This is a genomic window from Streptomyces sp. NPDC092296, from assembly GCF_044755465.1.
Lineage (GTDB): Bacteria > Actinomycetota > Actinomycetes > Streptomycetales > Streptomycetaceae > Peterkaempfera.
Genome location: NZ_JBIVRB010000001.1, coordinates 1,500,521 through 1,521,396 on the forward strand (window position 1 = coordinate 1,500,521; position 20,876 = coordinate 1,521,396).

Sequence of the window (20,876 nt, forward strand, 5' to 3'; positions counted from 1 at the left end):
CAGCCCCCGGAGACAGGCTAGGCCACCGGCCCGCCGATCCGATCGGCGGTGTGGCGGAACGCCCCCGGGACCGGCCCGTCCGGGCCGTACACCGGAACGCCGACCTCCCCGGCCGCGCACCACGGGCCGGGGAGGTCGCCAGGAACGGCACAGGCGGTCAGCGGCTCTGCTGCGCGGGCAGGCTGCGACCCAGGTCGTCGTCGGACGAACCGGCCGCGGCCACCGCCGCGCCGGTCAGCGTGGCCAGCATCTCCCGGACGTTGGTCAGCTGCGCGTTGATGCTGTCGCGGCGGTTGGTCAGCGCCGCCAGCTCCCGCTCGGACTCGCTGCGGGCCCGGTCGGCCTTGGCGTTGGCGTCCGCCACGATGTCCTCGGCCTGGCGCTGCGCGGTCTCCACCGTCTGGCGGGCCCGGCGCTCGGCGTCGGTGCGCAGCTTCTCCGCCTCCAGGCGCAGCTGCTCCGCCCGGTGCTCGATCTCGGCCAGCCGCTTCTCGGCCTTGGCCTGACGGGCGGCCAGGTCGCGCTCGGACTGCTCGCGGCGCTTGGCCAGGTTGGTCTCGAAGTCGGCGGCGGCCTGCGCGGCCTTGGCGCGGGTCTCCTCGAAGAGGGCGTCGGCCTCCTCGCGCTTGTTCTGCGCGTCCTTGGTGGCCTCGGCGCGCAGCTGGGCGGCATCGCTGTTCGCCTTCTCGACGATGCGCTGGCCCTCGTCCTCCGCCTTGGCCTTGCGGTCCTTGGCGTACGTCTCGGCCTCGGAGCGCACCTGCTGCGCCGCGGCCTCGGCCAGCTCGCGGTGCTGCTCGGCGGCCCGCTGCGCCTCGTCGCGCTGATCCTTGGCCTCCTCCTCGGCGAGCCGCAGGATCTTCTCCACGCGGGCGCCCAGGCCGGCGTAGGAGGGCTCGGCGTCGGTGACGGCGGCCTGCGCGTTCTGCGTCTCGAGGTGCAGCTCCTCGATGCGCTTCTCCAGCGCCGAGATACGGGAGAGGGCACTGTCCCGGTCGCTGACCAGCTTGGTGATGCGCTCGTCGACCTGGGCGCGCTCGTACCCGCGGCGCACGAGGTCAAATCCGTGCGGAGAGTGAGTGTCGCTCATGGGGATGGGGTTCCTGTCGTAAGACCGGTGAGGTGATAGGGGGAATCCTGGCACGAAACCGGAGTGTCATCGAGCAGAAGCCGACGGTTGATGGAGAATGTCCGCTCAATCGGGTGGCGAGCCGTCAGCCCGCTTCCCACCCGACCGGGCGGAGCCCGCCCCGGCTCCCGCTCTGGCGCCCCCGTCGCGGCCTCCGGCGCCGCCGCCAGCCTTGCTCGTACTGCCTCCCCCGTTGCGCTGACCAGCGGCTGACGGGGCTTCGAAAGCCTCCAGCGCCGACAGCACGTCCTGGACGCGCGCGATCTCGGTGTTGATGTCCTTGCGCCGCCGGACCAGCTCGTCCAGCTCCCGGCGGCCCGTCTCGGTGGCGCGCTGGGCCTCCACCCGGGCGTCCGCGACGATCTGCTCCGCCTCCTCGCGCGAGAGACGAAGCTCCTCGGCGGCCTGCTCGGCCGCCTCCCGGAGCCGCTTCTCCACCTCGGCCGACGCCTTGTCCAACCGCTCCTCGGCCTCCTCCTGGGCGGCCGTCAGCTGCTGGTCGGCCTCGGTCCGCCGGCGCTCGGCCTCCGCCGCGGAGTCGGCGAGCTTCTGCTCGGCCTCCTTGAGCAGGCCCTCGGCCTTGCGCACCGCGGCGATCCGCACCTTGCTGGCCTCGGCCGACGCCTCCGAGGCCAGCTCGGACGCCCGCTCCTCGGCGGCGGCGACCAGCGCGGCGGCCCGCTCCTCGGCCTCCGCCACGGTCTCCACCGCCTGCTCCTCCGCCTCGGTGAGCTGCTCCTGCGCGGCGGCCACCAGCTTGTCGACCCGCTCGCCCGCCGACTTCAACGCCTCGGCGGCCTCCTTGCGGGCCCGCTCGTGCAGCGCCTCGACCTCCGCGTCGGTACGGTCGCGCAGCTCCTCGGCGCGCTCCCGGATCGCGGTGGAGTCCCGGCGGACCTCCGCCAGCAGCGCGTCCGCGTCGGCCCGCGCCCGCTCCACGGCGGCCCGGCCCTCGGCGGTGCCCTCGGCGACCAGCCGGTCCGCCTCCTTGCGGGCGGCGGCCACCATGGCGTCCGCCTGCTCCTCGGCGGCGGCGGTGGTGGCCAGCGCCGCCGTCTGCGCCTCCTGGCCCAGCGCCTCCGCGTCCGCCCGCGCCTGCCGGACCAGCGCCGCCGCCCGCTCCTCCGCCTCGGAGAGCGTCCGGGTGGCGGCGGTCCTGGTGGCGACCGCGTACTCCTCCGCCTCGGCCCTGGCCACGGCGGCCAGCTCCTCGGCCTCGGCCAGCAGCCGGACGGCGTCCGCGTCGGCCGCCGCGCGCTGCTCGCGGCCGTACCCGTCGGCCGACTCCCGCTCCGCCTCGGCCTCGGCCCGCACCCGCGCGGCGTAGCCGTCCGCCTCGGCCCGCAGCCGCGCGGCGGCCTCGGCGGCCTCCTCACGCAGCCGGGCGATCTCGGCGGCGGCCCGCTCCCGCAGCTCGGCGGTCTCCCGGTCGGCGGCCTCGCGCAGCTCCCCGGTCTCCCGGGCCGCCACGGCCCGCAGCTCGGCGGACTCCCGCTCGGCGTCGGCCCGCAGCTGCCTGGTCTGCTTCTCGGCCGACTCGTACAGCCCCGCCACCGACTGCCGCACCTCGGCGGCCTCGTCCTCGGCGGCGGCGACCAGCGCCGCGCCGCGCCGCTCGGCCTCGCCCAGGGTGCGCCCGGACTCCGCGCGGGCCTGCTCCAGCTGCTCGGCCGCCTCGGCGGTCAGCCTGGCGGCCTCCGCGCGGGCGGCGGTGCGGTCCTGCTCGGCCTCGGCGGCCAGCGCCGCAGCGCGGGCCTCCGCCTCGGCCAGCAGCTCGGCGGCCAACTGCTCGCCGGTCTCCTGCGCCTGGCGGCCCTCCTCGCGCAGCCGGGCGGTCTCCGCCTCGGCCTCGGTACGCAGCCGCTCGGCCTCGGCCTGCGCCTCGGCGCGCAGCCGGACGGCCTCGCTCTCCGCGCCGACCCGGGCGGCGGCGACCTCGGCGGCGACCCGGTTCCGCAGCTCGTCCGCCTCGGCGGCGGCCTCGGCCCTGGTCCGCGCGGCCTCCCGCGCCGACTGCTCGGCCAGTGCGGCGGCGGCCCGCTCGGCCTCCTCGGCGGCCAGCGCGGCGGCGGCCCGCAGCTGCTCGGCCTCGGTGCGCTCGCGCACCAGACCGGCGGCGGCCTCCTCCCGCTCCTGCCGGGACTCCTCGCGCAGCCCCTGCGCATACGCCTCGGCCTCGCCGCGGTGCGCCTGCGCCGCGCTGTCGGCCTCGGCCCGCACCCGGGCCGCGAACTCCTCGGCCTCCCGGCGCAGCGCCGCCGTCTGCTCGGCGGCCTGCCGGGCCAGCTCGGCGGCCTCCTGCTCGGCGGCGGCCACCACCTGCCCGCGTGCCTGCTCCGCCTCGGCGGTGATCTTCTCGGACTCGGTACGGGCTCGGGCGAGCACCTGCTCGGCCCGGGACTGCATCTCGGCGGCCCGCTCCTTGGCCTGCTCGCGCAGCCGCTCCACCTCGGCGGCGGCGCCGGACCGCAACTCATCGGCGTCCGTCTTGGCGCGGGTCAGCAGCTCCTCCGCGCTGTGCGCGGCCTCCTCGATCTGCACCACGGCCTGGCGGCGGGCCTCGCTGCGGGCCCGCTCGGCCTCGGCGGCCGCGTCCGCCCGCAGCTGCTCGGCCTCGGCGCGCAGCCGGGCCGCCTCGTCCTGGTGCTCCTGGATACGGGCGCGGATGTCCGCGGTCTCGTCCAGCGCGGCGCTCTGGGTCTGCTCGGCGGCGGCCTGCGCCTCGGCGCGCAGCCGCTCGACCTCCGTCTTGGCCTCGGCGCGGATGCGCTCGGCCTCGGCGGCGGCCTCCGCACGGGTGGCCTCGGCCTCGGCGCCGGCTCGGGCGACGACGTCCTCGGCGGTGCGGGCGGCCTTGGCCAGGTGCACGGTGGCGTCCTTGGCGCCCTCGCTGCGGCCCTGCTCCAAGGCCTCGGCGCGCAGCGTCTCGGCGGTGGCCTCGGCCTCGGCGCGCAGCCGCTCGGCCTCCTCGGCGGCGGCGGTGCGGGCGGCGGCGGCCTCGGCCTTGATCCGCTCGGCCTCCTTGGTGGCGGTGGCCACCATCCGGGCGATCTCTGCCTTGGCGGTCAGCGTGCGCTGCTCGCCCGCCGCCTCGGTGTCGGCGACCCGGCGCTCGGCCGCCGCCTCGGCGTCGGCCTGGAGCTGCTCGGCGGCCCGCTCGGCCTCGGCGCGCAGCTCGGCCGCCTCGCGGCGGGCCCGCTCGGCCTCGGTGGTGGCCTCGGCGCGCAGCCGCTCGGCCTCGGCGCGCTGCTGCTCCAGCTCGGCGCGGGCCTGGGCCAGGGCCTGTTCGGCCTGGGCCTTGGCGGCGGCGGCCTCCTGGGTGAGCCGCTCGATCTCGCCCTGGGCGGCGGCGAGCCGGCTCTCCGCCTCGTCGGCGGCGCTGCCGCGCAGCCGCTCGGCCTGCGAGGCGGCCTCCTGGGCCTGGTCGGCGGCGGCCTTGAGCAGCCGCTCGGCCTGGTGCTGGGCGCGTTGCAGCACCCGCTCGGCGTCGGCGCGGGTGGACTCCACGTCGGCGGCGGTCTGCGCGCGGGCCTGGTCGGAGACGGCGGCGGCCTCGGCGCGGGCGGCGGCGAGCAGCCGCTCGGCCTCCAGCCGGGACTCCTGGAGCAGCCGCTGGGCCTCCTGCTCGGTGCCGGCGCGGGCCTGCTCCGCCCAGTTGACGTTCTCGCTGACGTGCCGTTCGGCGTTGCGCCGCAGCTCGGCCAGCTCCTCCTCCAGCCGCTGCCGGCGGGCCTGGGCCTCGGCCTGCATCTCGGCTTCGAGGCGGGCGCTGCGCTCGGCGGCCTCCGCCATCAGCCGCTGGGTGGCCGCCTGGGATTCGCGCAGCTGCCGTTCGGCGTCCGCGCGCAGCTGCTGGGCCTGCATCTCGGCGTTGCGCAGCAGCTGTTCGGCCTGCCCCGCCACGGAGTCGAAGGCGCGCGGCTGGGCCAGCTGCCGACGGCACTCGTGCAGCTTGGCCCGGAGGACCTCCACCTGGTAGCCGAGGTCCTCGGCATGCTCGACGGCCTTGTCCCGCTCCGTACGAAGCCGATCCATCTCGGCCTCGAACTTGGAGAGGTGATCGTCAACCTCGTAGCGGTCGTAGCCCCGCACTCCGCGGTCCCATCCATCTCCTGGTCGCGTCCTCGACCCGCGCGGTGTTCCGATTCCCTTGCCTTGACTGGGATCGGCCCCGGCGGGCCCTTGCACCCGCGGCCGGTGGACGGCACCCCCGGATCATGAGGGGCCCTCCGCCACGGTCGGAGCGTCCTGACCGGGAGGCGGCTGTCCTGCTGCCGCTCCGCCGACCGGGTGAACTCCGCGACGAACTGTTTGCCTTCCGGAGAATGGTGACAGATTCCCGTGCGGCCTTCAGCTTCCGACTGCCGACCGCGTGACCTCGCGGGCCGCACGTCGGCCCGTCGGTCGTCCTCCCCGGTGCGGCTCCCCGGTGGCGCTTCCGCCGCCGGACACCGTCCGCCGCCCGCACGCTGCTGCCTTGCTCGTCCCCTTACGTCCGCGCGCCTGCCGGCCTGCGCCCCAACGGCCCGTTCCCGACGGACTTCGGCGCACCCGGGCATTGTAGTCGGGCGGAGGCGGACCGCACCGTCCCCCTGCGGCTTTTTCGCTGGTTACCGGCCGGTCGGCGGGGGTCCGCCGGGGTGTGCGGCCCCGGAAGGACCACTCCTTGTGTGGAAACGATGAAGGAGTGGGGAAATGGTGAAGGATGGCCGGGCTCAGTGCTCCCCGGGCGTCGGCGGGGCGGCGGTGACCAGCTCGGTGAGCACCCCGCCGCAGTCCTTGGGGTGCAGGAAGGTGATCCGCGAGCCCATCGACCCGGTGCGCGGCTCGTCGTACAGCACCCGCACCCCCTTGTCCCGGACGGCGGCGGCCTCGGCGTCCACGTCCGCCGTGCCGAAGGCGATGTGGTGCACCCCCTCGCCGTTCTTGGCCAGCCACTTGGCGACGGTGGAGTCCTCCCGGACCGGCTCCAGCAGTTGCAGGTAGGAGGCGCCGCCGTCGTCGGTGCCGTTGATCCGCAGCATGGCCTCGCGCACGCCCTGCTCCTCGTTCACCTCGGTGTGGAACACCTCGAAGCCGTAGGTGGCCCGGTAGAACTCCACGGTCTTGTCCAGATCGAAGCAGGCGATGCCGATGTGGTCGATTCGGGTCAGCACGGCGGTCTCCGATGGTCGGGGAACGAGTCGGTGTCCAGTCCAGCGCATCCGACGGCGCGGCGGCCAGTGGGACGGCTTGCGAGTCTGCTCACAGTCCGTACGCCCGGATTCACCCGAGTGGACCCATACTGGATTGACGGGTGCGCGACCGGCCGGCCCGGCCAGGCCGAAAACCGGCCGGAGACGTGCCCCTGATCACATCCCCGCCGCGATGACGGCAGGGTTACGGCTCAGTACATTGGGCGGAAACCCTCACCCGGGCCCTGCCCGCGTCCGGTTGCCGCCGCCCGACCCGCCGGAACGACCGGGCCGCCGGCTCGAACCGGTGCGCGCCGGGGCCCACAGCCATGACGTGCGAAGGGGCTCGTTCCATGACTCGATCCGCCGGCACCACCTCCGTCATCGTCGCGGGTGCGCGCACCCCGATGGGCCGCCTGCTCGGCTCGCTCAAGGGCTTCTCCGGTGCCGACCTCGGCGGCTTCGCCATCAAGGCGGCGCTGGACCGGGCCGGCATCGGCGGCGAGCAGGTGCAGTACGTGATCATGGGCCAGGTGCTCCAGGCCGGCGCCGGCCAGATCCCGGCCCGCCAGGCCGCCGTCAAGGCCGGCATCCCGATGAGCGTCCCGGCGCTGACCGTCAACAAGGTCTGCCTCTCCGGGCTGGACGCCATCGCGCTGGCCGACCAGCTGATCCGGGCCGGCGAGTTCGACATCGTGGTGGCCGGCGGCCAGGAGTCGATGACCAACGCGCCGCACCTGCTGCCGAAGTCCCGCGAGGGCTACAAGTACGGCGCGGTGCAGCTGCTGGACGCCATGGCGTACGACGGCCTCACCGACGCCTTCGAGAACATCGCCATGGGCGAGTCCACCGAGCAGCACAACACCCGGCTGGGCATCGGACGGGCCGAGCAGGACGAGATCGCCGCGCGCTCCCACCAGCGGGCCGCCGCCGCCCAGAAGAACGGCCTCTTCGACGCCGAGATCACCCCGGTGGAGATCCCGCAGCGCAAGGGCGACCCGGTGGTCTTCAGCCAGGACGAGGGCATCCGCGCCGAGACCACCGTGGAGTCGCTCGGGCGGCTGCGCCCCGCCTTCGCCAAGGACGGCACCATCACCGCCGGCAGCTCCTCGCAGATCTCCGACGGCGCCGCCGCCGTGGTCGTGATGAGCCGCGCCAAGGCCGAGGAGCTGGGCCTGGAGTGGCTGGCCGAGATCGGCGCGCACGGCAATGTGGCCGGCCCCGACAACTCGCTGCAGTCCCAGCCGTCCAACGCCATCGCCCACGCGCTGGGCAAGGAGGGCCTGACCGTCGACGACCTCGACCTGATCGAGATCAACGAGGCGTTCGCCGCCGTCGCCGTGCAGTCCATGAAGGACCTGGGCGTCGGCGCCGACAAGGTCAACGTCAACGGCGGCGCCATCGCGCTCGGCCACCCGATCGGCATGTCCGGCGCCCGCCTGGTGCTGCACCTGGCGCTGGAGCTGAAGCGCCGGGGCGGCGGCGTCGGCGCAGCCGCGCTCTGCGGCGGCGGCGGCCAGGGCGACGCCCTGATCGTCCGGGTGCCCCGGGCCTGACCGGCCGCGACGTACGGTCGGGGTGCGCCGCCGCGGTGCACCCCGACCCGGCGTACCCCGACCGGCGTACCCCTCGCCCCGGAGAGACCCCCTCGCCCTGGAGAAGACGACGTACATGATCGATGTACCGGCACTGGTGGAGCAGGCGCGCGGCGGCGGGCCCCGGGCGGTGGCCCGGCTGATCTCACTGGTGGAGAACGCCGCCCCGCAGCTGCGGGAGGCCATGGCCGCGCTCGCCCCGTACACCGGGCGCGCCTACACGGTCGGGCTGACCGGCTCGCCCGGCGTCGGCAAGTCCACCACCACCGCCGCGCTGGTCAGCGCGTTCCGCGCGCGCGGCCGCCGGGTGGGGGTGCTGGCCGTCGACCCGTCCTCGCCGTTCTCCGGCGGGGCGCTGCTCGGCGACCGGGTGCGGATGCAGGACCACGCCACCGACCCGGAGGTCTACATCCGCTCCATGGCCACCCGGGGCCACCTGGGCGGGCTCTCCTGGGCGGCGCCGCAGGCACTGCGGGTGCTGGACGCGGCGGGCTGCGACGTGATCCTGGTGGAGACCGTCGGCGTGGGGCAGTCCGAGGTGGAGGTGGCCGCGCAGGCCGACACCACCGTGGTGCTGCTGGCCCCGGGGATGGGCGACGGCATCCAGGCGGCCAAGGCGGGCATCCTGGAGATCGGTGACGTCTTCGTGGTCAACAAGGCCGACCGGGACGGCGCCGACGCCACCGCCCGCGAGCTGGGCCACATGCTGGCGCTGGGCGAGGCCCGGCGGCCCGGCGACTGGCGGCCGCCGATCGTGAAGACCGTGGCCGCGCGCGGCCAGGGGGTGGACGAGCTGGTCGAGGTGCTGGAGAAGCACCGCGCCTGGGCCGAGGCGGGCGGCGAACTGGCCGAGCGCCGCCGCCGCCGGGCCGCCGCCGAGGTCGAGGCCATCGCGGTGGCGGCGCTGCGGGCCCGGATCGGTGACCTGCACGGCGACCGGCGGTTGGACGCACTGGCCGCGCGGGTGGCCGCCGGCACCCTGGACCCGTACGCCGCCGCCGACGAGCTGGTCGAGGGGGTCACCGCGAGCACCGGGCCCGCCGGCGCCTGAGCGCCCGGCTCAGCCCCGGCCGCGCAGCGCGCGCAGATGCTCGGCGACCGGGGCCAGCGCCTCGTACAGCGCGGAGACCTGGTCGGCGTCGAAGCGGTCGACGAAGTGGTGGCGGACGCTGCGCACATGCGCCGGGGCGACCTTGCGCAGCGTCTCCCACCCCGCGTCGGTGAGGACCGCGTACAGCCCGCGCCGGTCGCCGGGACAGCCCTCGCGGACCAGCAGGCCGGCCTTCTCCATCCGGGTGACCTGGTGCGACAGCCGGCTCTTGGACTGGAGGGTGGCCGTCGCCAGGTCGGTCATCCGCATCCGGCGCTTGGGCTCCTCGGAGAGCACGACCAGGATCTCGTAGTCGTTCATCGCCAGGCCGTACGGTTGCAGCTCGCGCCCCAACTGGTACTCCAGCAGCCTGCTCACATCGAGGTGGGCACGCCAGAGCCGCTGCTCCTGGGCGGTGAGCCAGGGAGTCTCCTCGTCGGCTCCGGGGCCGACTGCCGGGGATGCGCTGGGGCTGTCCATGAAGCCATGGTAACGGCTAATGTTGAACTTTGGACAAAAAGTAAGGAGCGCCACCTGCGGCGACCCCTGGCATCATCCCCCCAGTCGCCGCCCGAGACTGCCGAGTCCGGGAATGTTGGGCAGTTGCTGACCGCCCTGCTGCTGGCCCGCCCGGGACGGCCCGCCCGCGCCCGGCACCCCGGCCTCATGGGGCACCCGGCCGATGTCGAGATCGGCCATCAGCTGCTCGGACGACTGGAGCAGCACCTGCCCGGCCCCGATGAACTCGAACTGGTGCTCTTCGCCGGACACCCCGCCCAGCCCGGTGAACTGCCGCACCCCGCCCAGCACGCCCCGCAGATAGGCGTGGTCGTAGTGGTGGCACGGCGACGGGCAGTCGGCCCAGCCCACCAGCGCCTGCGGATCGACCCGGATCGGCGGCTCCACGAAGTGCACCGGCCCGTTGGAGGCCGCCACGAACTTCCCGGTGCCGATCAGGGTCAGGAACCCCGGGATGATCGACTGCTTCAGCGACAGCGACGGGTCGAAGGCCAGCAGATTCCCCGAACGGACCGTCAGATTGCCCTCCTCCAGGTCATAGGAGTTCAGGTCGAACGCCCGGTCGGCCAGCACCATCTTGCCCCGGCCCTCCGCCACCACCCAGTCCGCCGCGTGCAGCGGTGAGTGGAAGCTGCGCCCGATCAGCGCGTCCAGCGGGCCGTGGCCGATGCCGTGGAACCGGATGTCGCCGTAGTAGGCGACCATCTTCCCCTTCTGCAGGAAGTACTGGCCGTCGAGGTCCACCGAGAAGGCGTACGAGTTGACGTTGTCGTTGGCCGGCAGCGACCAGGCGTCGTACACCACCGGTCCGCCGTCGGCCGTCCGCGGCAGCGGCGCCTGCGGGCCACCGGGCTGGGGCGGGTAGGACATCAGAGCTTCTCCTCACTGGCCTGCACGTACACCATCCCGTGGCCCGACAGCTCCAACTGGAACGCCTCGCCCGAGCCGCGCCCGATCATCTCCCGCCAGCCCAGCGCCGTGGACAGCCGGTTGCGGACGTCGCCCCGGTGCGCGACATACGCCTGCGGATCGACGTGGATCGGCTGCTGCGGGTTGATCGGCAGCTCGATGACCCCGCCGTGCGCCATCACCGCCACCGAGCCCTTGCCGCTGAGCTGGGTGGTGAACAGCCCCTGGCCGGTCACCTGCCCGCGCACCAGGCCCATCACCCCGCCCTGCGACCCCATGAACATGGTGGACTGCCGCAGCGAGCCGTCGAAGGCGAGCAGCCGGTCGGCCTCCACATAGAGGGTGTCACCAGCGGGGGTGCCACCGCCGAGGTCGATCACATGCACATGGTGGCCGCCGTGCCCGAACATCACCCGGCCCTGGCCCTCGACCGTCATCAGCGGAGTGCTCTCGCCCGCCACCCGGCGGCCGAGCATCGACATCACACCGCCCTGACCGCCCATCAGGTCGGGGGTGAAGGTCACCTGCCCGCTGTAGGCGAGCATCGCGCCGCGCTGGCTGTAGACCCGCTGCCCGGGGGAGATCTGCGCCTCGACCATCTTGCCGTTGATCCTGGTGAACGGCATCAGACATCACCGCCGACGGTCGACCGCTCGGACGGCTGGACGTACACCAGGCCGTCGCCGGTGAACTCGATCTGCACGGCCTCGCCGCCGCCCTCCCCGATGAAGGTGCTGAAGCCCGCCCCCGACTTGAAGCTGCGGTCCAGCCGGCCGGTGTGCGCGATGTACGCGCCCGGGTCCACCCGCAGCGGCATCCCCTGGGCGACCCGCAGCACGATCGCCGGACCGTTGGACATCACCGCCGCCCAGCCCTGGCCCTCCACCTTGGTGGTGAACAGGCCGTTGCCGGAGGCCGCCCCGTGCAGCCCGGTGAACGAGGTGCCGGTGCGCAGCGTCGCCTCGGTGCAGAGCAGGTTGTCGGCCTCGACGTAGAGGGTCTCGCCGTTCAGCCGTACCAGGTTCACCTCGGTGGCGCGGTCCGCGAAGTAGCAGGTCCCCTGACCCTTGACCTCCATCACCGCCATCTGCTCACCGGTCAGCCGGCGGGTGACCATGCCGCGCAGGCCGTCACCGCCGCCGGTGAGCTTCTTGAAGGACATCTGGCCGCTGTACGCGACCATGGACCCGTTGCGGGCCTTGACGGCGTCGCCCGCCAGGTCGACGGCGAGCACCCTGGACCCCTGTAGTCGAAACTGTGCCACGCGCTTCACGGTAGCCGGGTGACGAGCGCCCGGGGGAGGGCACGCACCGGACCGGTACGGTACCGGGACACATCAGGGCCGTTCGGCGGCGGCCACCGCCGCGACCCGGTCGCCGCCGGCCGACTCCGTCACCTCCAGCAGCGACGCCGAGTGCCGCTCCGCCTCGAACGCCGCCCGGCCGCCGCGCAGCCCGAACAGCCGCTTGGAGAGGGCGATCCAGAGCACCGCCACCACATTGATCGCCAGGGTGGCGATCTTCAGCCAGCTGACCTTCTCGGTCAGCTCGTAGACCTCCAGCGGCAGGAAGGCCGCCGTGGCGACCACCGTCAGATACTCCGCCCAGCGCCGGGCCAGCCAGAGGCCGACCCCCTCCACGATCTCGATCAGCGCGTAGACCAGCAGGGCCACCGCCACGATCTCCAGCGTGGAGTGCCGGTAGTCGAAGGTCCTGCGGATGGTGTCCACGATCGGGGAGTGGTCCACGTCGTAGTGGAAGTGGTCCGCCACCGGGCGGAAGACGGTCAGGTTCTCGTCGAAGAGGCGGCGCACCGCGTCCTGGCTGTTGGAGAACCGCCACACCGCCCAGGCCGCCAGCACGATGAACACCCCGCGCAGCGCCCGCTCCACCGCCAGGAAGCGCAGGATGAACAGGTCGCGCAGCGCCTTGCCGCGCGGCACCAGCGGTGCGTCCTCGGCCGGCCCGGAGCCGCGCGGCTCGCCCAGCGCGAAGTCGCCGCAGCGCAGGCAGCGCCAGGCGTCACCGAGCGCCGTCGCGGTGTGCAGCCGCTGCCGCAGCTCCGGTTCGGCGGGCGCGTAGGTGATGTGGCCGCGCCGGGCGCAGGTCCGGCGGTCCCAGTCGAGCTTGAGGGTGGAGTCGAGCTTGAGGGTGGAGCCCAGCTTCATGGTCGATCGCTCCCCGTTCGGGTGCGGGCCGGGGATCGTGCCCGCACGCGCCGAGGATAAGGGGCGGCCGGTGCCGCCGGGCCGACGCACGACCGGTTCTGTGGCCTGGCTGTGACGTCGCCCGCACCGGCCCACCCGGCGGCGCGGGGGCGGGGGAGCGCGGTGATAATGGGTGGCAGCTTGTGCGTCCGTTCACAAGCACCCCGCACTGAGTGAGGTCATCCGCCGTGAAGAGCAGCGCCGTCCACCGCCTGCGCCTTGTCTCCGCCCCCGAGGCCGTCTCCTTCCTCGTCCTGCTTCTCTGCTCGGTCCTGAAGCGCACCACCGACTTCAACGCGGTGCCGGTGATGGGCATGGTGCACGGCGTGCTGTTCGTGCTGTACCTGCTCTTCCTCGCCGACGCCTGGAAGAAGCAGCGCTGGGACGCCAGGCGGGGGGTGCTGATGTTCGTGCTCTCGGTGCTGCCGACCGGCGGCTTCTTCGCCGAGCGGATGCTCGCCCGTGAGGAGCAGGAGGGCTACGCCCCGGCCGGCGGCGCCGCCGAGAAGGCCGCGGCCTGATGATCGTCGCCTTCTCGGTCACCCCGCTGGGCGTGGGTGAGGACGTCGGAGCGTATGTCGCGGAGGCGGTCCGGGTGGTCCGGGAGTCCGGCCTGCCCAACCGCACCGATGCCATGTTCACCTCGGTCGAGGGCGACTGGGACGAGGTGATGGCCGTGGTCAGGCGGGCGGTCGACGCGGTGGCCGCCAGGGCGCCCCGGGTCAGCGTGGTGCTCAAGGCGGACATCCGGCCGGGGGTGGTGGACGGCCTGACCGCCAAGGTCGACACCGTGGAGCGGTACCTCGCGGGGGAGTGAGCACACCGAGCGCGGGGCCCTGGGCCGGTGGCCCAGGGCCCCGCGTCATGCGGCGGGGGTCAGCTGACGTTGACGCCGGTCCAGGCGGCGGCAACCGCGTTGTACTCGGCGCTGCCGCTGCCGTACAGGTCCTTGGCGGCGTTGAGGGTGGCCGTCCGGGCGGACTTGTAGTTGGTGCTGGAGGTCATGTAGACGGTCAGCGCCCGGTACCAGATGGCGGCGGCCTTGTCGCGGCCGATGCCGGTGACCGCGGTGCCGCTGTAGGTGGGGCTGTTGTAGCTGACGCCGTTGACGGTCTTGGCGCCGCTGCCCTCGGCCAGCAGGTAGAAGAAGTGGTTGGCCACCCCCGAGGAGTAGTGCACGTCCAGGTTTTTCACGCTGGAGGACCAGTAGTCGGCGGAGGCGCCGTCCTTGGACGGCTTGTCCATGTAGCGCAGCGGGGTGCCGTTCCCGTTGATGTTGATCAGCTCGCCGATCAGGTAGTCCGGGGTGTCGGTGGGCAGGTTGGCGTAGAACTCCACCATGGTGCCGAAGATGTCCGAGGTCGCCTCGTTGATGCCGCCGGACTCGCCGGAGTAGTTGAGCCCGGCGGTGCGGCTGGTCACCCCGTGGCTCATCTCATGGCCGGAGACGTCGAGTTCGGTCAGCGGGTGGGTGTTGCCCGAGCCGTCGCCGTACGTCATGCAGAAGCAGGAGTCGTCCCAGAAGGCGTTGACGTAGTTCTTGCCGTAGTGAACCCGGCTGTATGCGCCCTTGCCGTTGTTGGCGATGCCGTTGCGGCCGAAGGTGTTCTTGTAGAAGTCCCAGGTGACGGCGGCGCCGTACTGGGCGTCCACGGCGGCGGACTGGCCGTTGGAGGCGGCGCCGGTGCCCCAGGCGTTGTCGGCGTCGGTGTAGAGGGTGCCGGTGCCGGAGGTCTTGCCGGCCAGGTCGGTGGTGTACTGGCTGCCCCGGGTGGTGTCCTTCAGCTGGTAGCTGCTGCCGGACAGTTCGGTGGTCAGCGGTACGGAGCCCACGAAGACGCCCTTGCCGGTGCCGGCCGAGGCGGTCTGGATCGCCTCGTGGCGGGAGAGCACGGCGCCGGTGGCGGCGTCGGTCACCACCTGCTGCTCGCTCGGCGTGCCGTCGGCCCGGGTGCCGGTCACCACGGTCCGGTACGCCAGCCGGGGGGTGCCCGAGGCGGCCCAGACCACCAGGTCGGGGGTGGCCGCGGCGCCGACCGACGTCAGCGGCGACTCGTCCCGGTCGGAGGCGTCCCCGACCAGGGCCCGTACGGTGGAGGCCGCCTTGGTCGCCGCCTTGGCGGGGGCCAGCGCGGGGGTGAGGCTCGCCAGTGCCAGCTGCTTGCCGGTGGCGCGGTCCACGGACTTCACCGCACCGGCCGCGCTCTCGTGCACCACCAGGTCGCCGCCGATCACCGGCAGACCGGCGTAGGTGCGGTCGTAGCGCAGGTGGCGGGTGCCGTCCGCGTCCACCACCACGTCCTTGACGACCAGCTTCTCCTGGCCGCCGAGGGACAGCGTCCTGGCCAGCCCGGCCGCCTGGGCGCCGGCCTGGTCGACCAGCTGGGCGCGCTGCGCGGCGGTGAGGGCCGCCGGATGGGCCGAGGGGAGGGCGGCGGCCGTACCGGTGCCCGCCTGTATGCCCGCGACGAGCATGGCCGAGGCCGCGAGGAGGGCGCCGGCGGTCAGCTTTCGCTTCACTTGTGTTCCCTTTCGGTACTACCGCGGGGTACGCGGTTGCGCGTCGTTCCGGGGCGTCGGGGTGTACGCCTGCGAGGGCGGAATCGGGCGCGGAGGTGCGGCTCCCTGCGGCGCGGCGGACGCGATGGGTGGGCGCGGTCGCCGTGCGGGAGCTAGCCAGAAGCATGACAATTCAGTTGCTTAAATGACAGGTCCTGTTCATTGATTGGCGGAGTTTCGCCATGCCTGCGCCGCCCCCGTGCCACCAGCCGGAGGGTCAGACTGGGGTCGAACCGGGTATATGGGGTGATCGGCAGCCGTTCATTGCGCGGCTGGGACCTGTCAAACAGTCAATCTTCGGCATATCACGGTGATCGCCGGACAATCTCCGGCCCTGACCGATCGTCCGGCGCCGGGTTCCGAAACGGTCCACCGGGACGGCGGTGCCCCGCCACCGCCCGCCCGGTGGACGCCCGTCGGCCGCCCGTTCGGTCGCCGGTACGGTGGAGGGCGTGTCCAAGCCCCTGAGCCTCACCTTCGACCCGATCGCCCGCGCCGACGACCTCTGGGCCCGACGCTGGGGAGCGGTCCCCTCGATGGCCGCGATCACCTCGATCATGCGCGCCCAGCAGATCCTGCTCGGCCGGGTCGACGCGGTCGTCAAACCGTACGGGCTGACCTTCGCCCGCTATGAGGCGCTGGTGCTGCTCACCTTCAGTCGCACCGGGGAGCTGTCGCTGTCCAAGATCGGTGAGCGTCTGATGGTGCACCCGACCAGCGTCACCAACACCGTGGACCGCCTGGAGCGGGCCGGCCTGGTCTCCCGCCGCCCCAACCCGCTCGACGGCCGCGGCGTGCTCGCCGCCATCACCGACCGGGGCCGCCGGGTGGTGGAGTCCGCCACCCGCGACCTGGTGGCCATGGAGTTCGGCCTGGAGGCGTACGACGCCGAGCAGTGCCAGGAGGTCTTCGAGCTGCTGCGCCCGCTGCGCATCGCCGCCGGCGACTTCACCGAGCCCGAGCCCGAGCAGCAGCCCGCCGCCGAATCCGGGGGCCGACCCGAGCGGGTCGGCGGGTAGCAGCTCCGCAGCCTCCCTGGCATTGACGGCCCCGCGGCGCACGCGGCCGCCGCACCGGGGCCGGCGGGCGGCGGGCGGCGGGCGGGGGTGTGCGCGGGGCGGTCGGAGCACGGGGTTACCCTCGGAGCGGCGGTGCCGAGTCCGGACGTACCGCCCCGACCCCTGGCAATGTGAGGCGAACGCGGTGAAGTCGAACCCCCTGCTGGCCTGGTACCGGGTGCTGGCGTATGCGACCGGTTGCGCGCTGCTGCTGCTGTGCGGCTTCATGGTCGCCAAGTACGGCTTCGACAGCGGCAAGGACGCCACCCTGCTGATGGCGCAGGTGCACGGCTACCTCTACATGGCCTACTTCGTGGTGGCCTTCTCGCTGGGCATGAAGCTCAAGTGGCCGCTCGGCAAGCTGGTGCTGGTGCTGATCGCCGGCACCGTCCCGCTCTGCTCGTTCTTCGCGGAGCGCCGGGTGGTCCGCGACGCCGCGCCGCAGCAGCCGGCCCCGGAGCCGGTGAACGCCTGACCGGCACGCCCGAGCGGTCCTGCGGGGCGGCCCTCCCGATGGGGAGCGGCCGCCCCGTCGCGTCTGCCCGGGGCCGCTGCCGTCGACAATTACTAGGACGTCCGAGTAAATTGGTTCCCACACCCAGTAATCCGCCGCCGCGCGCGCGATCCGCCGCGGTGGCCGCACAGGAGCGGGGTTCGCGGCATGGATGCCGAGGAGATCGAAGCGGGCCGGAGCCGCTGGCAGCAGCGGTACGACGGCGCGCGCAGGCGTGATGCGGACTTCACCACCCTCTCCGGGGACGCGGTCGACCCCGTCTACGGGCCCGCGCCCGGTCAGCCCCACGAGGGCTTCGAGCGGATCGGCTGGCCCGGCGAGTACCCCTTCACCCGGGGGCTGCACCCCACCGGATACCGGGGCCGGGCCTGGACCATCCGGCAGTTCGCCGGCTTCGGCAACGCCCGACAGACCAATGAGCGCTACCGCATGATCCTGGCGGCCGGCGGCGGCGGCCTCTCGGTCGCCTTCGACATGCCGACCCTGATGGGCCGCGACTCCGACGACCCGCGCTCGCTGGGCGAGGTGGGCCACTGCGGGGTCGCCATCGACTCGGCCGCCGACATGGACGTCCTCTTCGAGGGCATCCCGCTCGGTGAGGTCACCACCTCGATGACCATCTCGGGCCCGGCCGTCCCGGTCTTCTGCATGTACCTGGTGGCCGCCGAGCGGCAGGGCGTCGACCCCGGGCTGCTCAACGGCACTCTGCAGACCGACATCTTCAAGGAGTACATCGCCCAGAAGGAGTGGCTGTTCGCCCCCGAGCCGCATTTGCGGCTGATCGGTGACCTGATGGAGTACTGCGCGGCTGGCATCCCTGCCTACAAGCCGCTGTCGGTCTCCGGCTACCACATCCGCGAGGCCGGCTCCACCGCCGCGCAGGAGCTGGCCTTCACCCTGGCCGACGGCTTCGGCTATGTGGAGCTCGGCCTCTCCCGGGGCCTGGACGTGGACGCCTTCGCCTCCGGCCTCTCCTTCTTCTTCGACGCCCACCTGGACTTCTTCGAGGAGATAGCCAAGTTCCGCGCCGCCCGCCGCATCTGGGCCCGCTGGATGCGCGACGTGTACGGCGCCAAGACCGACAAGGCGCAGTGGCTGCGCTTCCACACCCAGACCGCCGGGGTCTCCCTCACCGCGCAGCAGCCGTACAACAACGTGGTGCGCACCGCCGTGGAGGCGCTCTCCGCCGTCCTCGGCGGCACCAACTCGCTGCACACCAACGCCCTGGACGAGACCCTGGCGCTCCCCTCCGAGCAGGCGGCCGAGATCGCGCTGCGCACCCAGCAGGTGCTGATGGAGGAGACCGGGGTGGCCAATGTCGCGGACCCGCTGGGCGGCTCCTGGTACGTGGAGGCCCTCACCGACCGGATCGAGGCCGAGGCCGAGGCGATCTTCGAGCGCATCCGGCAGATGGGCGAGCGGGCCGGCGGCGCCGAGCGGGCGGCCGGTCCGATGACGGCGGGCATCCTGCGCGGCATCGAGGACGGCTGGTTCGTGGGCGAGATCGCGGAGTCGGCGTTCCGCTACCAGCGGGCGCTGGAGAAGGGCGAGAAGCGGGTCGTCGGGGTCAACTGCCACACCTCCACGGTCACCTCGGACCTGGAGATCCTGCGGGTCAGCCACGAGGTGGAGACCGAGCAGGTGAAGCTGCTGGGCGCGCGGCGCGCGGCCCGCGACGAGGCCGCCGTACGGGCCGGCATCGCGGCCATGCTGGACGCCGCGCGGTCGGGCGCCAACATGGTGCCGCCGATGCTGGACGCGGTGCGGGCGGAGGCCACGCTGGGTGAGATCTGCGACGCGCTGCGGGCGGAGTGGGGCGTCTACACCGAGCCGCCCGGCTTCTGAGCCCCGGCTGACCGGGCGGCGGGAGGGGTGGCCCCCGCCGTCCGGTCAGCCGGTCAGCTGCTCAGCCGGTCCGCAGGCCGAGCAGCGGGCCGAGCAGCAGGGTGGTGAAGCGGCTGACCCACTCCGGGGAGGCGGGCTCGCCGCTGACCAGGACGCGGTGCTCCACGGTGCCCGCGATGGTGTCGAAGATGATGTCCACCTCGGCCTGCGCGGCGGCGGCGTCCGCGTCCGGCGGGAGCTCGCCGCGCGCCTGGGCGTTGGCCCGGCCCTGGTGGACCAGCCGCTTCTGCGGCTCCACGATGGCCGCCCTGATCCGGCGGCGCAGGGCCGGGTCGCGGGTGCCCTCCGCGAAGAGGGCCGGCAGCGCGGCCTGGGTCTCCGGGCGGGACAGCAGGGCGGCGAACCGGTGCACCACGGCCTCGATGTCGGCCCGCAGGCTGCCGAGGTCCGCCGTCTCCAGGCCGTCGAAGAGGTCCGCGACGGCGTCCACCGCCAGCTCGTTCCGGGACGGCCAGCGGCGGTAGAGGGTGGTCTTGGCGATCCCGGCACGGGCCGCGACGTCGCCCATGGCCAGGCCGCCCCAGCCGAGTTCGGCCAGGGCCGCGCGGGTGGCGTCCAGGATGGCCCGGTCGGTCGCGGCGTTGCGCGGTCGGCCCCTGGTCCGGGCGGGGGCTTCCGGGGGTACGGCCACGAGGGCTCTCCTGGGTGAGGGGGTGGCGGCGAGGGTACCCCGGTGCCCGGGGCGGGGCGGTCCGGGGAGTGAGCTGTCTCACGCGGTTCGGGGTCCGGGTGGTGTGTTCCGGCGGGGTGTCCGGCAGATACGCTACGGCTCGTAGCGAAAAGAGCGACAGCCATGGCGCGGGTGGGGACCCGTGCCGATCACCCGGCCGGCAGGCCGGGAACCGGGCGCCACGGTGTGCGCAGCGGTCCGCCCCCCGCAGCCGGCGGGGCCGGTCGGGCCCGGTGCGGCGCGACCGCCGGCGGGCTCCGGCGGCCGGGCTTTCGGCCGGCCACGACACTCCGGGTGCGGCATCCTTTCGGGGGATGGCGTCCGCACCCCTCCGGACAGGGGAGGATAGAGCCATGCAGCCACGGAACATGTCCATGCGCGGCGTGGTCGACCTCGCCGCGGTGAAGGCGGCCGGAGACGCCGCCCAGAAAGCCGAGCAGGCGCGGGCCGAGCGGGCCCGCCAGGGCGGTGCCGGCGGCGCTCCGCCGGCAGCGCTGGTCGTCGACGTCACCGAGGAGACCTTCGAAGCCGAGGTCGTCCAGCGTTCGGCCGAGGTCCCGGTCGTCGTCGACTTCTGGGCCGAGTGGTGCGGGCCGTGCAAACAGCTGAGCCCGCTCCTGGAGCGGCTGGCCGACGAGTACGCCGGCCGGTTCGTCCTGGTGAAGATCGACGTCGACGCCAACCAGCTGCTGGCGGGGCAGTTCGGCATCCAATCCATCCCGTCCGTGATGGCGGTGGTGGCCGGTCAGCTGGTGCCGCTCTTCCAGGGTGCGGTGAACGAGGCCCAGGCCCGGCAGTACCTGGACCAGCTGATCCTGGTGGCCGAGCAGCGGTTCGGCATCGTCGGCGGGGCGGGCGGCGCCGCGCGCGAGCCCGGGGCCGCGGCCCCCGCCGCGCCGGAGGACCCGACGCTGGCCGCCGCCCATGACGCGCTGGACCGGGGCGACCTGGGCGGCGCGGTCCAGGCGTACCGCAACGTCCTGTCCGACCAGCCGGGCAACGAGGAGGCCAGGCTCGGCCTGGCCCAGGCCGAGCTGCTCCAGCGGGTGCAGGGCAAGGACCCGCAGGCGGTGCGTGCGGCGGCGGCCGCCGACCCGGCGGACGTACCGGCGCAGTTGGACGCGGCCGACCTGGACCTGGTCGGCGGCCATGTCGAGGACGCCTTCGGTCGACTGGTCAGCACCGTGGGCCGTACGGCGGGGGAGGACCGCGACCGGGCCCGGCTGCACCTGCTGGCCCTCTTCGAGGTGATCGGTGCCGAGGACCCCCGGGTGGCCAAGGCCAGGACGGCGCTGGCCAGGGTGCTGTTCTGAGCCGTCCGGTGAGGCACCGGCGACGACTTGCGGTGCCACGGTGATTTGGCGACATTGAAACAGCTTTACCAAATCTTGACGGAGCCCCGGGACGGTCACGCATGGTGATCACCCCGGGGCTCTTTGTCCGCCTTTGATGGTCTATCAATCCGCCCGAAACCTTCGTATCCTGACCGGTCGTATCCAAGGTCCTCGACGGTCGAACGGGTGTCGGCACTGTTGCATTACTCGTCAG

The 20,876-nt window shown here is 73.6% G+C and carries 18 protein-coding genes; 8 read left to right on the forward strand and 10 right to left on the reverse strand.

Translation table 11 applies throughout. The features are described 5' to 3' along the window. Window positions 1-157: 157 nt before the first annotated feature. The 3 genes from ACIQGZ_RS06955 to mce all read right to left on the reverse strand — a co-directional run bounded on the left by ACIQGZ_RS06955 (window position 158) and on the right by mce (window position 6,285). A complete protein-coding gene (locus tag ACIQGZ_RS06955) occupies window positions 158-1,090 on the reverse strand; it encodes a cellulose-binding protein (protein WP_402599773.1) in 933 nt (310 codons plus the stop codon). 105 nt (window positions 1,091-1,195) lie between these two features. Continuing rightward, the gene (locus ACIQGZ_RS06960) at window positions 1,196-5,221 is read right to left on the reverse strand and encodes a hypothetical protein (RefSeq protein WP_402599774.1); all 4,026 of its coding nucleotides are present in this window, start codon (window positions 5,219-5,221) and stop codon (window positions 1,196-1,198) included. Window positions 5,222-5,844: 623 nt separating this feature from the next. Next, a complete protein-coding gene (mce, locus tag ACIQGZ_RS06965) occupies window positions 5,845-6,285 on the reverse strand; it encodes a methylmalonyl-CoA epimerase (protein ID WP_402599775.1) in 441 nt (146 codons plus the stop codon). Window positions 6,286-6,656: 371 nt separating this feature from the next. Here mce and ACIQGZ_RS06970 point away from each other — a divergent pair, with 371 nt between their 5' ends. Together ACIQGZ_RS06970 and meaB are read left to right on the forward strand one after the other, a co-directional pair. Then, window positions 6,657-7,859 carry an acetyl-CoA C-acetyltransferase gene (locus tag ACIQGZ_RS06970; protein ID WP_402599776.1) on the forward strand — a complete coding sequence of 401 codons (1,203 nt, stop codon included), beginning with the start codon at window positions 6,657-6,659 and terminating at the stop codon, window positions 7,857-7,859. Between the two features lie 115 nt (window positions 7,860-7,974). After that, a complete protein-coding gene (gene meaB / locus ACIQGZ_RS06975) occupies window positions 7,975-8,949 on the forward strand; it encodes a methylmalonyl Co-A mutase-associated GTPase MeaB (RefSeq protein WP_402599777.1) in 975 nt (324 codons plus the stop codon). A 9-nt stretch (window positions 8,950-8,958) separates the two neighbouring features. Here the strand turns inward: meaB and ACIQGZ_RS06980 are convergent, their stop codons facing one another. The 5 genes from ACIQGZ_RS06980 to ACIQGZ_RS07000 all read right to left on the reverse strand — a co-directional run bounded on the left by ACIQGZ_RS06980 (window position 8,959) and on the right by ACIQGZ_RS07000 (window position 12,583). After that, the gene (locus ACIQGZ_RS06980) at window positions 8,959-9,468 is read right to left on the reverse strand and encodes a MarR family winged helix-turn-helix transcriptional regulator (protein ID WP_402599778.1); all 510 of its coding nucleotides are present in this window, start codon (window positions 9,466-9,468) and stop codon (window positions 8,959-8,961) included. 72 nt (window positions 9,469-9,540) lie between these two features. Beyond that, window positions 9,541-10,377 (reverse strand): AIM24 family protein, encoded by an 837-nt coding sequence (locus ACIQGZ_RS06985; protein ID WP_402599779.1) that lies wholly within the window; start codon window positions 10,375-10,377, stop codon window positions 9,541-9,543. Next, the gene (locus tag ACIQGZ_RS06990) at window positions 10,377-11,042 is read right to left on the reverse strand and encodes an AIM24 family protein (protein ID WP_402599780.1); all 666 of its coding nucleotides are present in this window, start codon (window positions 11,040-11,042) and stop codon (window positions 10,377-10,379) included. Before ACIQGZ_RS06990 ends, ACIQGZ_RS06985 begins: the two co-directional genes overlap by 1 nt. Beyond that, window positions 11,042-11,680: an AIM24 family protein gene (locus ACIQGZ_RS06995; protein ID WP_402599781.1), complete on the reverse strand. Its 639-nt coding sequence runs from the start codon at window positions 11,678-11,680 to the stop codon at window positions 11,042-11,044. The genes ACIQGZ_RS06990 and ACIQGZ_RS06995 overlap by 1 nt, the downstream gene beginning before the upstream one ends. 72 nt (window positions 11,681-11,752) lie before the next feature. Then, window positions 11,753-12,583, reverse strand: a complete 831-nt coding sequence (locus ACIQGZ_RS07000; protein ID WP_402599782.1) for a DUF2127 domain-containing protein — start codon at window positions 12,581-12,583, stop codon at window positions 11,753-11,755. A 227-nt stretch (window positions 12,584-12,810) separates the two neighbouring features. Between ACIQGZ_RS07000 and ACIQGZ_RS07005 the strand changes: the two genes are divergently transcribed. Beyond that, window positions 12,811-13,143: a DUF3817 domain-containing protein gene (locus ACIQGZ_RS07005; RefSeq protein WP_402599783.1), complete on the forward strand. Its 333-nt coding sequence runs from the start codon at window positions 12,811-12,813 to the stop codon at window positions 13,141-13,143. Beyond that, entirely contained in the window at window positions 13,143-13,439 is a 297-nt protein-coding gene (locus ACIQGZ_RS07010; RefSeq protein WP_402599784.1) for an MTH1187 family thiamine-binding protein, read from the forward strand. Before ACIQGZ_RS07005 ends, ACIQGZ_RS07010 begins: the two co-directional genes overlap by 1 nt. 59 nt (window positions 13,440-13,498) lie before the next feature. Here the strand turns inward: ACIQGZ_RS07010 and ACIQGZ_RS07015 are convergent, their stop codons facing one another. After that, complete coding sequence (locus tag ACIQGZ_RS07015) at window positions 13,499-15,097, reverse strand: M4 family metallopeptidase (RefSeq protein ID WP_402600013.1); 1,599 nt, start codon at window positions 15,095-15,097, stop codon at window positions 13,499-13,501. Between the two features lie 536 nt (window positions 15,098-15,633). On the opposite strand from ACIQGZ_RS07015, the gene ACIQGZ_RS07020 reads away from it, so the two are divergent. The 3 genes from ACIQGZ_RS07020 (at window position 15,634) to ACIQGZ_RS07030 (ending at window position 18,598) form a co-directional block, all read left to right on the forward strand. Continuing rightward, window positions 15,634-16,200, forward strand: coding sequence for a MarR family winged helix-turn-helix transcriptional regulator (locus tag ACIQGZ_RS07020; protein ID WP_402599785.1), 567 nt, complete (start codon window positions 15,634-15,636; stop codon window positions 16,198-16,200). Between the two features lie 184 nt (window positions 16,201-16,384). Next, on the forward strand, window positions 16,385-16,714 hold the full coding sequence (locus ACIQGZ_RS07025; protein WP_402599786.1) for a DUF3817 domain-containing protein: 330 nt from the start codon (window positions 16,385-16,387) through the stop codon (window positions 16,712-16,714). A 186-nt stretch (window positions 16,715-16,900) separates the two neighbouring features. Then, a complete protein-coding gene (locus tag ACIQGZ_RS07030; RefSeq protein ID WP_402599787.1) occupies window positions 16,901-18,598 on the forward strand; it encodes a methylmalonyl-CoA mutase in 1,698 nt (565 codons plus the stop codon). Window positions 18,599-18,659: 61 nt separating this feature from the next. Here the strand turns inward: ACIQGZ_RS07030 and ACIQGZ_RS07035 are convergent, their stop codons facing one another. Then, window positions 18,660-19,289 (reverse strand): TetR/AcrR family transcriptional regulator, encoded by a 630-nt coding sequence (locus ACIQGZ_RS07035; RefSeq protein ID WP_402599788.1) that lies wholly within the window; start codon window positions 19,287-19,289, stop codon window positions 18,660-18,662. Window positions 19,290-19,681: 392 nt separating this feature from the next. Here ACIQGZ_RS07035 and ACIQGZ_RS07040 point away from each other — a divergent pair, with 392 nt between their 5' ends. Beyond that, a complete protein-coding gene (locus tag ACIQGZ_RS07040) occupies window positions 19,682-20,641 on the forward strand; it encodes a tetratricopeptide repeat protein (RefSeq protein ID WP_402599789.1) in 960 nt (319 codons plus the stop codon). Window positions 20,642-20,876: the final 235 nt, after the last annotated feature.

Excerpts from the sequence above, each read along its gene's own strand:
- ACIQGZ_RS07010 (WP_402599784.1), top strand. The coding sequence starts at position 13,143 with ATGATCGTCGCCTTCTCGGTCACCCCGCTGGGCGTGGGTGAGGACGTC.
- ACIQGZ_RS07040 (WP_402599789.1), top strand. The coding sequence starts at position 19,682 with ATGCAGCCACGGAACATGTCCATGCGCGGCGTGGTCGACCTCGCCGCG.
- ACIQGZ_RS07000 (WP_402599782.1), bottom strand. The coding sequence starts at position 12,583 with ATGAAGCTGGGCTCCACCCTCAAGCTCGACTCCACCCTCAAGCTCGAC.
- ACIQGZ_RS06980 (WP_402599778.1), bottom strand. The coding sequence starts at position 9,468 with ATGGACAGCCCCAGCGCATCCCCGGCAGTCGGCCCCGGAGCCGACGAG.
- ACIQGZ_RS06990 (WP_402599780.1), bottom strand. The coding sequence starts at position 11,042 with ATGCCGTTCACCAGGATCAACGGCAAGATGGTCGAGGCGCAGATCTCC.
- ACIQGZ_RS06985 (WP_402599779.1), bottom strand. The coding sequence starts at position 10,377 with ATGTCCTACCCGCCCCAGCCCGGTGGCCCGCAGGCGCCGCTGCCGCGG.
- meaB (WP_402599777.1), top strand. The coding sequence starts at position 7,975 with ATGATCGATGTACCGGCACTGGTGGAGCAGGCGCGCGGCGGCGGGCCC.
- ACIQGZ_RS07030 (WP_402599787.1), top strand. The coding sequence starts at position 16,901 with ATGGATGCCGAGGAGATCGAAGCGGGCCGGAGCCGCTGGCAGCAGCGG.
- ACIQGZ_RS07015 (WP_402600013.1), bottom strand. The coding sequence starts at position 15,097 with ATGCTCGTCGCGGGCATACAGGCGGGCACCGGTACGGCCGCCGCCCTC.
- ACIQGZ_RS06970 (WP_402599776.1), top strand. The coding sequence starts at position 6,657 with ATGACTCGATCCGCCGGCACCACCTCCGTCATCGTCGCGGGTGCGCGC.
- ACIQGZ_RS06955 (WP_402599773.1), bottom strand. The coding sequence starts at position 1,090 with ATGAGCGACACTCACTCTCCGCACGGATTTGACCTCGTGCGCCGCGGG.